Source organism: Candidatus Gastranaerophilales bacterium (genome assembly GCA_028693235.1).
GTDB lineage: Bacteria > Cyanobacteriota > Vampirovibrionia > Gastranaerophilales > Gastranaerophilaceae > JAQUVW01.
This window is the reverse complement of sequence record JAQUVW010000001.1, coordinates 592,967-605,645: the sequence shown is the minus strand read 5'-3', so window position 1 is coordinate 605,645 and position 12,679 is coordinate 592,967. Positions and strand designations below refer to the sequence as shown.

The following is a 12,679-nucleotide window of genomic DNA, read 5'->3' as shown; positions in this document are numbered from 1 at the left end:
ATAACGAATTACTCACGTGGAAAAATAATAGCATAAAGCTATTATCTATGCATTTATATGACAAAATGTTTCGAAAAGACAGCTACAAAATGCTATCTTTTGATAAATTTTATCTTTATGATATTATTATTTAGTCGTAGTTCTTGCAAGAAATTGCAGAAATACAAATAGGGCGATTGGCGCAGTTGGTAGCGCACTTGAACGACATTCAAGGGGTCACAAGTTCGAGCCTTGTATCGCCCACCATAAAAGCCAAATGACTTTTGTTATTTTGGCTTTTATTTTATACTTTGGACTATTTTATTCATAATGTTTTTGTATTATTATTAATCTGTTCAAATGAAACCAATCATGTAACTTTTTTACTCTTTTACATAGTTGGAAAAGTAAAGAGTATTTATAAAAGGAAAAAACATGATTACAGACCAGATTAATGACTTCGAAGAAGAAGTTAGTAGTTTTACATTTGATGAGTTGAATTTATCATCAGAAATTTTGTCAGCTATTGCTGAAATGAAATTCACAACGCCATCTTCTATACAAAAAGAGGCTATCCCTCGAGTATTAAACCATGAGGATATAATCGCTCAAGCACCTACCGGCAGCGGAAAAACAGCGGCATACGCCATTCCTGTTTTAGAAAAAATCAACAAAAATTCTACATCAATTCAATCCTTGATTTTGTGCCCGACAAGAGAGTTAGTAATTCAAGTTCACAAAGAATTTGAAAAGCTAACAAAATATATGGAATCGATAAAAGTTGTATCTGTATATGGCGGACAAAATATTGAAAAGCAGTTCAATGCATTGAAGAAAAACCCTCAAATTGTTGTTGCGACACCGGGTAGATTGATGGACCATTTGAGAAGAAATTCTATCTCTTTAAAAGATTTGTCAATTGTTGTCTTAGATGAAGCAGACGAAATGCTTGATATGGGTTTCCGTGAGGATATCTATACTATTTTAGAAGATACTCCGGAAAACCGTCAGACTGTCTTATTTTCAGCGACCATGGCAAAAGACATTATTGCATTAACTAAAAAATTTCAAAAAACTCCTTTCATTATTGACGTTAGGGACAATCTTTTAAATGCCCCCAACATTGCTCAATATTACTTAGAAGTAGTTGAAAAAGAAAAACCCGAATTGATAACAAGGCTTTTAGAATTACATAATTTAAAACTCGTTTTGATTTTTTGTAACACTAAATCTAACGTAGATAAACTTGTTGAGATTTTAAAATCAAAAGGATATTTTGCAGATTCACTACACGGTGATATGAACCAAGTGCAACGTGAAAAAGTCATGAAAGGCTTCAAAAACGGGTCGGTAAAAATTCTTGTAGCAACTGATGTTGCAGGTCGTGGAATAGACGTTAAAAATGTTCAATGTGTTTTCAATTACGATTTACCTCGTGATGATGAAGATTACATTCACAGAATAGGTAGAACCGCACGTGCAGGCAAATCGGGCATCGCATTTTCGTTAATATCAAAAAGACAAGCTTCTTCATTAAAAAGAATTGAACGAGCTAACGGTTTAAAAATTGAAAAAGCTGATTTACCTTCTGTAACAGATATCAGTAATGCAAAATTTGTAAATTTTTCAAATGAAATAAAAGAAATGATACAATCAAACGACCTCACAACTTGCATTTCTCAAATCAATTCACTTGTTGACGAAAACAATTCACTCTTGGAAATAGCTGCAGCTTTGCTTAAAAATTCACTAAAAAGAGAAGCAATGAAAATCAACAAAAAAATCGAATTTACAGAAGAAGAATACGATGACTCAAGAGAATCTAAACGTGCTTCTTTTCCAAGACACAGAAATAGAAATTCAAAACCATCTTTTAAAAGAAACGACAAAGCTTCAAGTTTTAAGCCAAAATTTTCAGGAAGCAAAAAGGGTGCGTTTTCAGGGAAAAGAAAGAGAAGCAAATAACCTTATTTGTCTAACTCTTTTAATGCATTGATACCATTATCTACATCCTCCTTACTAAATGGACGTGGGTCACATTTAAACTTGAAACCATACTGAAAGGAAGAAGGAGTTTGTAGGCATAGGTGTTCATAATCACCGGAGATTGCTATAATCCCGTGCTCAACACCTGATGGTATAACTAACATATCACCGGGGTTTAATATTTTAACATCAGTTTTATCTCCAACCCTTGTGTACATTGAAGCATGACCTTTAGTCAAAAGATATGTTTCAACCATTTTTTCATTATCGTTTTTAGGATTTTTGTGTACATGAATTCTTTCTGCAGGACGAACTGAATTGAAATCACGTATAATACCATTTTTATCTGCTGCGGCAACCCTTGAGACCCCGACACAAGGAGAGCCTTGGTCTGTCCACTCTGAGGAGTTTGTAATCCATTCAGTAGCAGCAGAGTTAAACTGGTTCATTTTGCCTTCTTGAGCGTAGACAGCAATTCCCGGATAAGCTGCCACCAAGCCTGTTAAATCGAAACCTGATTTTGTTGTTTTTTCCCAATTATTTATAATGGACTCTTTGGTTTTGTCATCAAAATCTGTGAGTTCATCTAAATCTTTTTTAAAATTGTCTAAAGACTGAAATTTCGACCAAGCATAATGGTCTTCAGACATTTGCTCTAAGATGCCAACATAATTCAATTTTTGGATAGTATCACGTCCGATTGATTTTATATCTACAATATCCAATTCCCCGGGATTTTGTTTATATGAAGAATTAGCTTGCATTGTCCGTGCATATAATTTTAATAAATCTAATTTTTCTCGCACACCTATATTACTCATGCTCATTATAGATGAATAAAATTCCGATGGATTTTTTGTTGTAAATTTTACAAATTTTTCGTCAACATCTTTTATTAAACCCTGTTGTTTCAAATCATCATAATTATCAGCTACAGCTTCTCGATGAACGCCCGCATCATATATTTTTATATTATTGTCAACAAGCTGATTAAAATAGTCTTGATGACTGGATTTTACAGAGAAACGCTCATACCAATCAGGCTGTTTTTCGTTTGTAACAACTAACGGATTGCCATCAAGAACTTCTATGGCAGCACGGGTGCCACCGGAAATAAGAATTCCACCTGGTTTATCAAGTTGATATTCTTTTCCATCGACAGTGGTAAGTCTTAGATTACAACCGGATTGTGCTATAACTTGTGTATCATTAGGATGATTGGTTGCAGATTTCAAATATTGCTTTGCATCGTCACCATAATACACAACAGTATTTGTAGCAGGGTCAACCAAATATCCGCCGTCGAATCTTTTTACAATTGGAGAGCCATCTTTATTCAGTAAAATAGCTTTTCCAATAATTTCTGCTGTCAAATTATCATTTTGTGCTTTTTTTGCAGGGTCAACACCATAAGTATTCGAGTAATAAACTGATTTTATTGCATCATCAGCTTTTGAAAGATGTTCTTTTACTTCATCTTCACAACTCATTTTTCCTTTAAAAGCACAATTTTCCGCACATTTTTGTGCATAATAAGAAGGATATACGGCATTATTCAAATTTGTCGTAGGAAATTTTAACATTTTACACCCGATACATTATTTATATTAAAACTCAAATATAAAATTAATTGCCTATTTGTGTAATAATCGTGATATGAAAAAGAGTAATTTAAAATATTTAATAGTTGGTAGTGGCTCTGTTGGAACCGCTATAGGAGCTTTTTTATATAAAGCAGGTAAAAATGTCGTTTTAGCTGCACATAACAAAACATTGGATGACTTGAACAAAAACGGGCTTTGCGTAATATCTGATGTAGTTGAAAATGGAAATTATCATATTAAAACTATTGATTCTGAATCATATTCTGATAAAGCTGATATTATATTTGTATGTGTCAAAAGTTATTCTATTGACTCAATACTTCCATTTTTGAAAAGAGTTATTCATAAAAATTCTATAATTATTCCTATTTTGAACACCTTTAAAACAGGTGAAAAAATTGCGGAAGAAATAAAAACTTGCACTATATTCGATGGATGTATCTATATAATAGCAAGCAAACCCAATAGATGTACACTTTTACAAAAGACAGAGCTTTTTAAAATTGTATTTGGTCCTATCAAAAGTCAATTTACCGATAACTCTACTATTAAAGCAGTTATATCTGATTTAAACGATGCAAAAATCGAATGTAAATTCTCAAATAATATTGACAGTGAAAAGTTCAAAAAATTCTCATTAACCTCAGCTTTTGCATCCACTGGGGCATTCTATGACATTACAACAAAAGAAATGCAACAGGATGGCAAATATAGAAATACTTTAATTCAACTTTTAACCGAACAAAAGACTCTCTCCCAAGCAATGAAGCTGGATATTGATATTGACATTTTAAAAGATAACTTGGCTATAATTGACGAATTCAATCCCGAATGCACGGCTTCTATGCAAAGAGATTTAAAAGAACGCAACGAAAGTGAAATTTCAGGGTTATTGTTTGACGTTACAGAACTCAGCAAAAGATACAATGTTCCGATGCCTGAATACAATAAAATTGCAAATCATTTCAAAGGTATATAGTTCAAACTGATTGTATATTTTTTTTCTTTTCTTCTGCTTTTAAATATAAAACACCACCGAAATGCAATAGAAAAGTAAATATTATTGACTCAAAAAATAAAACACATATTAAAAACAAAAACATATCTATTGAATTAATCGGCAATAAATCAGGCTTCAAATAAGCTACAATCATAGAAATAAAAAAGCCTAAAATATAATAATAAAAAGATGTTTTTAAATACATTGATTTAGGAATAGGATGCTCGAAGTCTTTTGCATATATACCACCTGCAATTACGGCTGCAAAAAGAACAAAATTAATTCCATGCAAACCCAACAAAGCAAAACAAGTACCAATAGCTATACCTATTATCATTGCCAATAAAACAATATTGAACGGTTTAGAAAGCGGTTTTTTAGCTAACTCAAGTATTTCACCACAATCATTCTCAAATTCATGCAATCCTGACATAAACACCTCTATTCAATTTTAAACATATAGCAGAAATTTATATTATAATAATATACCTTTTTTGAAGATATTTCAAGAGCTACTACACTTATAGAGCAAATAGCAAAATTTTTTTTTACTGACTTTTATACAATTGACAGAAAGTAATATTTAATTTAGTATTACCCTAAAGGAATATTAATGCATAATAACAATAGCAACACAATGAATATGATGATGTGCAGCATGCAAGGCTCAAGCAGGCTGTTTAATTTGTTGCGAATGTGATTTCTAAACGAAAATTAATTGAGCCGCCTGCCTATACAGACGGTTTTTTTGTGTAGAAATTTAAGGGAAATATTATGCTAAAAGTTCAAAATATAAGTAATCAAAATTGTAAAAATAAAAGTAGAAATCAAAATTTTAAAGGTGCGAAAAATGTGCTCTTTTCAACTCTTGACAAAGGTTTGAAGCCACTTGATACCTTTATAAAAATGCAAGAAAATTTATCCAGTACAAGATTTGTTCAAGATACCGCAACAAATTGGGCACCAAAAGCATTGTTTACCAGAAGCAAGGCTGATTTGGCAGAAATGAGCTTCCTTGAATTTTTAGAATCTGCAATTTTTTACTTCGCACCTGGCTTGATTGGTGAAAATATTTTAAGAAAGGCACTCACAAAAAAGCTACCTAAAGACTTGAAACAACACGTTGCTAAAACTGCAACTAATATTTTGTCAGATAAAAAGCTTGTCGAATCAGGAGCATCAAAAAAACTACTTCCGGTAAAAGCAGGCATATTGCTTGGGTGTACGTGTATTCCGGCTGCTGAATATGCTTTAAGCTTTGCTAAAAATTTATTCACCCTAAAAGTATTCAAAACAGCTGATTTTAAGGATATAGCTAATTTAGACAAAAACAAAAATAAAAAAAGTGCTGAATCCGAAGAACACAAAATAAAAGTAAAAAATAGTGCAAAATCACATATCGCAGGTGCAATAGGTGTATCCCTAGCAGGTCTTATCGGTGGAATTACATTAGCTAAAAAAGGTGGGGATTCTGACGTTTTACAAAAAATAAGCAAAAATATCCTTGAACCAGGGTCATATTTAGCGGATAAGTTACCAAAAAATAAAAAATACACACAAAAACTCGGCAATTTTCTAAAAGATTATGTAAACCTTGATTTTGACTCTAATAAAGGGAAATTGGCATTAAGCAAAGGACAATTGGCGGCAACAGCAATTACCGGATTTTTTGGCTACTACAGTGCAGCAAAAGACCGTGACCCACTTGATAAACTTGAAGTATTAACAAGAGTTCCGCTCGTTGTTTTCTATACTATTTTCGGGAGCTCCTTGTTTGAAAATGGATTTAAACACCTTTTATACAAAAAAAATGCATTCCCTAATTTGATAAAAAAGACACCCGACAATATCTTAAAAGTCCCGACAAGAGAAGAATTACCTGAAATTGCTAATAATTTAGCTAAAAAGCTAAAAGACACAACTCCTGAAGCCGAATTCAAAAAGCTCGTAAAAGGTAAAGCCGTAATTACCGCCATTCCATTTATGTTCAGTCTTCTTTTTATGGGACTCAGTTTGTCTGCTATAAACAGAGTTTGGACACAATACAGATACAATAAAATCAATGCAAAACAAGATAATCAACCTGCAAGAAATTCAATAACTCCAAAGGTATTCTCCGTTTTTGACAAATAAAACTGATTGAATTCTTAGCATTTTAGTATTATAACTGTGTTGGAAACGGAGCGAAATATGTATAATTCAAAATCACATAATGCCGATGAATTTATTGATAATGCAGAAGTTTTAGAAACTTTAAAATACGCAGAAAACAACAAAAATAACGTAGAATTAATCGACGAAATTTTAGAAAAAGCAAAACTTGCAAAAGGCCTTACACACAAAGAGGCTGCCGTCTTGTTAGATTGCCAAATACCCGAAAAAAACCAAGAAATCTTTGCATTAGCTAAAGAAATTAAACAAAAATATTATGGAAACAGAATTGTATTGTTTGCCCCATTGTATCTTTCAAATTATTGCGTAAACGGGTGCGTTTATTGCCCTTACCACGCTAAGAACAAACATATTCCTCGTAAAAAAATGACACAAGACGAAATCAAAGAAGAAGTTATTGCTCTTCAAGATATGGGACACAAAAGACTCGCTCTTGAAACAGGCGAAGACCCCATCAACAACCCAATTGAATATATTTTAGAATCAATCAAAACTATTTACAGCATTAAACACAAAAATGGTGCAATAAGACGTGTAAACGTAAATATCGCTGCGACAACTGTGGAAAATTACAAAAAATTAAAAGATGCTGGTATCGGAACCTACATTCTATTCCAAGAAACTTACAACAAAAAATCTTATGAAAAGCTTCATCCGACTGGTCCTAAACACAACTATAATTACCATACAGAAGCTATGGACAGAGCTATGGAAGGTGGGATTGATGATGTCGGTTTGGGCGTATTGTTTGGGCTTGAACTATTCAGATATGAATTTGCTGCACTGCTTATGCATGCTGAGCACCTTGAGGCTTCATTCGGCGTCGGCCCTCACACTATATCAGTACCTAGAATTCGACGTGCTGATGATATAGACCCTTCAACTTTTGACAACGGAATTGATGATGAAACCTTCGCTAAAATCGTTGCTTGTATCAGAATAGCTGTACCTTACACAGGAATGATTGTTTCAACAAGAGAATCTCAAAAATGTAGAGAAAAAGTCTTAGAGCTTGGCATTTCACAAGTTTCAGGCGGTTCTAAAACCAGCGTTGGCGGTTATGCTCACCCTAAAAATGAACAAGAAGAAGAAACTGCTCAATTTGACGTCAACGACAGACGTACTCTCGACCAAGTAATAAAATGGCTTATGGAAAAAGGTTATGTCCCCAGTTTTTGCACTTCTTGCTATCGTAACGGAAGAACAGGCGAAAGATTTATGGAAATTTGCAAACAACAACAAATCCACAACTTCTGCCACCCAAATGCAATTATGACTCTAAAAGAATATCTTGAAGATTATGCAAGTCCAGCGACAAAAACAGTCGGCGACGAACTGATAAAGAAAGAAATTGACATCCTTGAAGTTGAAAACTTAAAAGGTAAGGTTAAAGAAAACGTATCAAAAATCGAAAAAGGACAACGTGATTTTTGTTTTTAAGCTTTTATTGCTTTTTATAATTTTTATATAACTTAATATTTGAAATAATTTGGTAAAATTTTTGTTTATAAACTTCTTTATTAATATGGATATTATTAATGTTTAAAAGAGAGAATTATGGGATTTGGTTTTAGCAATAAAATTATTTCTGCAAATATTAAATTAGATAGTAAACTTGCAAAGTATCTTACTTTTGGCAATCCGTCTGCAAATGGCGTCATAGGCTTGAATTCCGTTGTTTTTCCTCAAAGCACAGAGAACTGTAGCAACAATAAATTTGATAACGGATACAATATTAACGATATAGAAAATATATTTCAAGGTACTGAACGAGATAGTGCGAAAAAGATACTTTCCTTGAGCAACCTAAACAAGGATAATGATGACACGATAAATAAAGAAGAACTTTCGGAAATGATAAAATCAATTGACACTGATGCAGATGGAAAAATATCGAAAGAAGAGTCATCACAATTCAGATACTCAAATAATTTACAATCTTCATTGTCAGAAAAAGATGTTTTTAATTATCTTAAACGAGTAAACGGGCAACAAAACAAAACAGTTAATCCATATAAATCAAACAATATTGAAATGTCTAAAAATAATACAGGTAATGCACCGGAAATAGTTGAAAAATTTCAAAACAAAATTGATAATGAGTGGACGCAAAAATTTCCAAATCTTGCAGATAATATAAAAGAAATTAAAAAAATATATTTAACCTATGGGGCAGAAATGGCGAAAGACATAGGAATGACTGATGAACCACGAGAGGCACTTGCTAAAGATACTTGTGGTGGGGCTTATGACTATTGGGAACATGAAATAGGCGTAAAATTGGACGGTTCAATCAATGACCAAGAATATGTAGAATTGGCTCATGAACTCACACACGCTATTGATTATGTAGACACAGATATGCAATCAGGAATAAATTACACTGGTGGCGACATGAAACGTGGACAATGGGGCTCATATAGCACAAGTGAAGAATATAAATCAGCCTTATATTCCGATTTAAACAACATAAAAAATCTGGATGGAAATGACAAAGATTACCAACTGCTCGCATCTGACATCAATTATATAGAACCTAATTTAGCCAATTATTCATCTGAAAATAAAAACGAAATGTGCAGAAGAACATCAACAGAAAGTTTCGCCGTAATAGGCAGCTATATTTTGAATGATAGCAACGGGAAACAAGCTGCTATGAAAAAACTGTTCCCGAGCACTTATCAACTTGTACTTAAGCATATACAAGAAGCCTAAAGTTTATATTTATTAATAATAAACAAATTATTCTAAAGAATATAATTTAAATACGATTAATTATATTTATGATGTAAGCAAAATAAGCCATATAATAAGAGCTACAAAATAAAACTATATAACTATTGAAATGTTCAATAGCTGGATTAAAACACCTGCTATTGCACTAATTGCAAATAATAATGTAATTATAAATAAAGTATCAGACAATTTATCATTTTTTCTAATTAAAACCAATAGTCCTAAACCTGCTCCCGAAGCCAATCCTGCAATTGTAGCCCCAAAGCTTATTGCACCCTTGATATACAACATTGTAATCAAAACAGATATTGCACAACTCGGAATTAAGCCGATTATTGATGCAATTACAGGTTGCCACAATGAGTTATTCAACAACAAATCATTCAAATGTGAGCCGTATTTAAAAATTGCAAAATTCAAAACAAGCAAAGTGAGCAATATGAAAACAAAAATATGAAATGTATGTTTTAACGGATGAATAAATATATTTTTTTTCGTGAAAACTTTAGAAGAACAACATCCGTCTTGTTCTTCAATTTCTTCTGCATCATTTTCGCAATTTATATTTTTAGGTTTCCAAATTATATCAATTAAATAACCTGCAGCAACTCCAATCACAACTTTTATTGCAAGCAATGGAGCTACAACCTTATAACTGTTTGGGCAAGCCAAAAGAGTAGGTAATGCCTCATCTGAGGTAGATAAATAAACAGCCAACAATGTACCTTTAGAAATTAATCGTCCAATATATAGACTACTTGCAATTACTGAAAAACCGCATTGGGGAACCATCGCCAAACAACCACCGATTAAAGGTCCCAAGGCAGTTGAATACTTTGGCAATTTAGTAAGTTTTTTGCAAAAATAATTTTCAGATAACTCGATTATCACAAAAATGATGAACAATGAGGGCAAAATTGAAAAACTGTCATTGATTGCATCAAGTGCGTAATCGGGTATATATGTTGCTAATTTTACAAACTCTGTAAACATATTTAGATTTTACAACAAATGTATTAAATAAAAAACAACAAACTTTTTAACAATACCCGAAAGACTAAAGTTAATTACTAAATGCCATTATCCCTCTACGTAGAATGGAAAATATCATAATATTTCCTACACTGTTTCAAAACAGTAATAACAGATTAGAGGGGACATGTTTAAAAAGAAAATTGCATTAGTCTTAATGCTGACATACTTGATGAGTGGCTGTTTAGACCTTGCCATGGCCGCAGAAAGCACTACAAAATATCCTGATTACGCAAAAGCTTTTTCCGGAGAAGACAAGTTTGAAAACTACAACAGAAAAATGTATCAATTTAACACTAATATAAATAAATTTATACTTAAGCCCATCAACATTGTCTGGGCATCTATAATGCCAAAATATGGAATTGAACGAATAAAAAACGTTTATACGAATATAGAATACCCCAAAAGAGCTGTAAGTTGCCTATTACAAAAGGATTTTTCAGGTGTAAAAGATGAAACATATAGATTTTTGTTAAATTCAACCATCGGACTCGGAGGGCTCTATGACCCCGCAAAAAGCAAATTTAAAATTGAGCCGCAGCAAGACAGCATGGAACAAGTTCTGTCAAAATGCAAAATCCCGCAAGGACCTTATATCGTACTTCCTTGTGTACCGCCAAGCAATGTAAGAGGTTATGTCGGGAAAGTTCTTGACTATGCTTTAACTCCGAGCACTTATACTTTTGGATTGGTACCAATGATTGTGAAAGCAGGTTTTATGGCAAACAGAACCACCTGTGCTCAAAGTTTGTTGTCGGGCTTAGAGGGGAATTTTGCTGACCCTTATGATATCGCAAAAAAATTATCAGGCATCGACAATTATATAAAAAATGAGAATCTTGATAAAAAAGAAGTTATAGGACAAATCGTTGAGGGACAATCGATACCAAAAAGTGAGCCATTTGAGAATGAACTAATAGAACCTGATATGAAACTTGCTGACTATGCACCGCAAAATCCTATAGTTGACTCATTAAGAACCTCCTTTTTTGAATCAGACGTGAAAAAATCAATGTGGTCTGATATGTCGGTTTGGAATCAATCATTTAACAAAAAAGTCAAATACGATTCAGTAAAATTGTATGAAGGGAAAACGCCATACAAATTCAGATATATTCTACAAAAAGACAAATCGGCACCAATTGCGGTATTTTATCCATCAATCGGAGAAGGGGCATCTTCACACCATTCAGTAGTATTTGCGAAAATGTTTTACGATTTGGGATATTCGGTTGTAATTCAAGGAAGTGCTTTTCAGTGGGAATTTGTAAAAAGCTCACCTACAGATTATCGCCCCGGAAATCCGTACAAAGATGCTCAACTCGTTAGACTTGTTACAAATGAAATTTTCAATAAACTAACAAAAGAAAACAATATTACACCGAAAGATAAGATTATTGTAGGTACATCTTTTGGTGCAATGACTACACTTTTCGTGGGTGCTCAAGAACACGAAAAAGACACCCTTGGTGTAACGAAATATATCGCTATTAGTCCGCCAATTGATTTACTGTTTGCGATGAAAGAACTTGATAAAAATGCAGCAGAATGGAATATAAATGACGAAAATGTAAAAGAAAGAGCCGCAATTGTTGCAAGCAAAATTATGCAAGTAACAAAAGCTATGACTGATAATGACCCGAACAATGACCCTAAAGAATTGCCTTTTACAACTGAAGAAGGAAAATTTACTATAGATTTTATTATGAAACAAAAACTTTCTGACGTAATTTACACAATAGAAAACGAAAATAGAAGCAAAAAAACTGCAATTTACAACAAAATTAATGACATGAACTTCAACGACTATTTGCAAAATTATCTAGTTTCTTCGCTTGAAGATAAAAACACACCTCTTGAAAAGCAGTTGCATATGTCCTCTATTTCCGATTTTTTAACAAAAAGCAACAATTATAAAATTTATGAGGCAAAAAATGATTATTTCACAAGTGTCGACCAAATTTCGTGGTTAAAAGATATTACAGGTGAAAAAACGGTGATTTTAGAAAACGGCTCGCATCTTGGATACTTATATCGAAATGAATTTCAATCGTCATTGAAAGACACAATAGCAATTGAAAATCTTCACAATACGCCGGAGCTTGTAAAAGCTGAATCAAAACAAGCTATGAACGAAGAAGATAGCAAACTGGAAACTGTAAAATAA

Annotated in this window: 9 protein-coding genes and 1 tRNA gene; 7 read left to right on the top strand and 3 right to left on the bottom strand. The window is 32.8% G+C overall.

Annotation, left to right across the window (positions count from 1 at the left end; genetic code table 11):
* Positions 1–170 precede the first annotated feature (170 nt).
* Positions 171–246, top strand: a tRNA-Val gene (locus PHV37_02940).
* Positions 247–414: 168 nt separating this feature from the next.
* Positions 415–1,944: a DEAD/DEAH box helicase gene (locus PHV37_02935; GenBank protein ID MDD3237035.1), complete on the top strand. Its 1,530-nt coding sequence runs from the start codon at positions 415–417 to the stop codon at positions 1,942–1,944.
* Between the two features lie 2 nt (positions 1,945–1,946).
* Here the strand turns inward: PHV37_02935 and PHV37_02930 are convergent, their stop codons facing one another.
* A complete protein-coding gene (locus PHV37_02930) occupies positions 1,947–3,548 on the bottom strand; it encodes a hypothetical protein (GenBank protein ID MDD3237034.1) in 1,602 nt (533 codons plus the stop codon).
* Between the two features lie 73 nt (positions 3,549–3,621).
* Here PHV37_02930 and PHV37_02925 point away from each other — a divergent pair, with 73 nt between their 5' ends.
* Positions 3,622–4,548, top strand: a complete 927-nt coding sequence (locus PHV37_02925; GenBank protein ID MDD3237033.1) for a 2-dehydropantoate 2-reductase — start codon at positions 3,622–3,624, stop codon at positions 4,546–4,548.
* Between the two features lies 1 nt (position 4,549).
* On the opposite strand, the gene PHV37_02920 is transcribed toward PHV37_02925, so the two are convergent.
* On the bottom strand, positions 4,550–5,002 hold the full coding sequence (locus PHV37_02920; GenBank protein MDD3237032.1) for a hypothetical protein: 453 nt from the start codon (positions 5,000–5,002) through the stop codon (positions 4,550–4,552).
* 341 nt (positions 5,003–5,343) lie between these two features.
* Between PHV37_02920 and PHV37_02915 the strand changes: the two genes are divergently transcribed.
* From PHV37_02915 to PHV37_02905, 3 genes are all read left to right on the top strand, one after another.
* Positions 5,344–6,702: a hypothetical protein gene (locus tag PHV37_02915; GenBank protein ID MDD3237031.1), complete on the top strand. Its 1,359-nt coding sequence runs from the start codon at positions 5,344–5,346 to the stop codon at positions 6,700–6,702.
* A gap of 57 nt (positions 6,703–6,759) precedes the next feature.
* Positions 6,760–8,181, top strand: a complete 1,422-nt coding sequence (gene hydG / locus PHV37_02910) for a [FeFe] hydrogenase H-cluster radical SAM maturase HydG (protein ID MDD3237030.1) — start codon at positions 6,760–6,762, stop codon at positions 8,179–8,181.
* Between the two features lie 117 nt (positions 8,182–8,298).
* Positions 8,299–9,456 (top strand): hypothetical protein, encoded by a 1,158-nt coding sequence (locus tag PHV37_02905; protein MDD3237029.1) that lies wholly within the window; start codon positions 8,299–8,301, stop codon positions 9,454–9,456.
* Between the two features lie 114 nt (positions 9,457–9,570).
* Here the strand turns inward: PHV37_02905 and PHV37_02900 are convergent, their stop codons facing one another.
* On the bottom strand, positions 9,571–10,470 hold the full coding sequence (locus PHV37_02900; protein ID MDD3237028.1) for a putative manganese transporter: 900 nt from the start codon (positions 10,468–10,470) through the stop codon (positions 9,571–9,573).
* A 166-nt stretch (positions 10,471–10,636) separates the two neighbouring features.
* On the opposite strand from PHV37_02900, the gene PHV37_02895 reads away from it, so the two are divergent.
* The gene (locus PHV37_02895; GenBank protein ID MDD3237027.1) at positions 10,637–12,679 is read left to right on the top strand and encodes an MlaA family lipoprotein; all 2,043 of its coding nucleotides are present in this window, start codon (positions 10,637–10,639) and stop codon (positions 12,677–12,679) included.

Bases quoted from the DNA above. Each gene is read 5' to 3' on its own strand.
- PHV37_02895 (MDD3237027.1), top strand. From the start codon at position 10,637: ATGTTTAAAAAGAAAATTGCATTAGTCTTAATGCTGACATACTTGATG.
- hydG (MDD3237030.1), top strand. From the start codon at position 6,760: ATGTATAATTCAAAATCACATAATGCCGATGAATTTATTGATAATGCA.
- PHV37_02920 (MDD3237032.1), bottom strand. From the start codon at position 5,002: ATGTCAGGATTGCATGAATTTGAGAATGATTGTGGTGAAATACTTGAG.
- PHV37_02915 (MDD3237031.1), top strand. From the start codon at position 5,344: ATGCTAAAAGTTCAAAATATAAGTAATCAAAATTGTAAAAATAAAAGT.
- PHV37_02905 (MDD3237029.1), top strand. From the start codon at position 8,299: ATGGGATTTGGTTTTAGCAATAAAATTATTTCTGCAAATATTAAATTA.
- PHV37_02930 (MDD3237034.1), bottom strand. From the start codon at position 3,548: ATGTTAAAATTTCCTACGACAAATTTGAATAATGCCGTATATCCTTCT.
- PHV37_02900 (MDD3237028.1), bottom strand. From the start codon at position 10,470: ATGTTTACAGAGTTTGTAAAATTAGCAACATATATACCCGATTACGCA.
- PHV37_02935 (MDD3237035.1), top strand. From the start codon at position 415: ATGATTACAGACCAGATTAATGACTTCGAAGAAGAAGTTAGTAGTTTT.
- PHV37_02925 (MDD3237033.1), top strand. From the start codon at position 3,622: ATGAAAAAGAGTAATTTAAAATATTTAATAGTTGGTAGTGGCTCTGTT.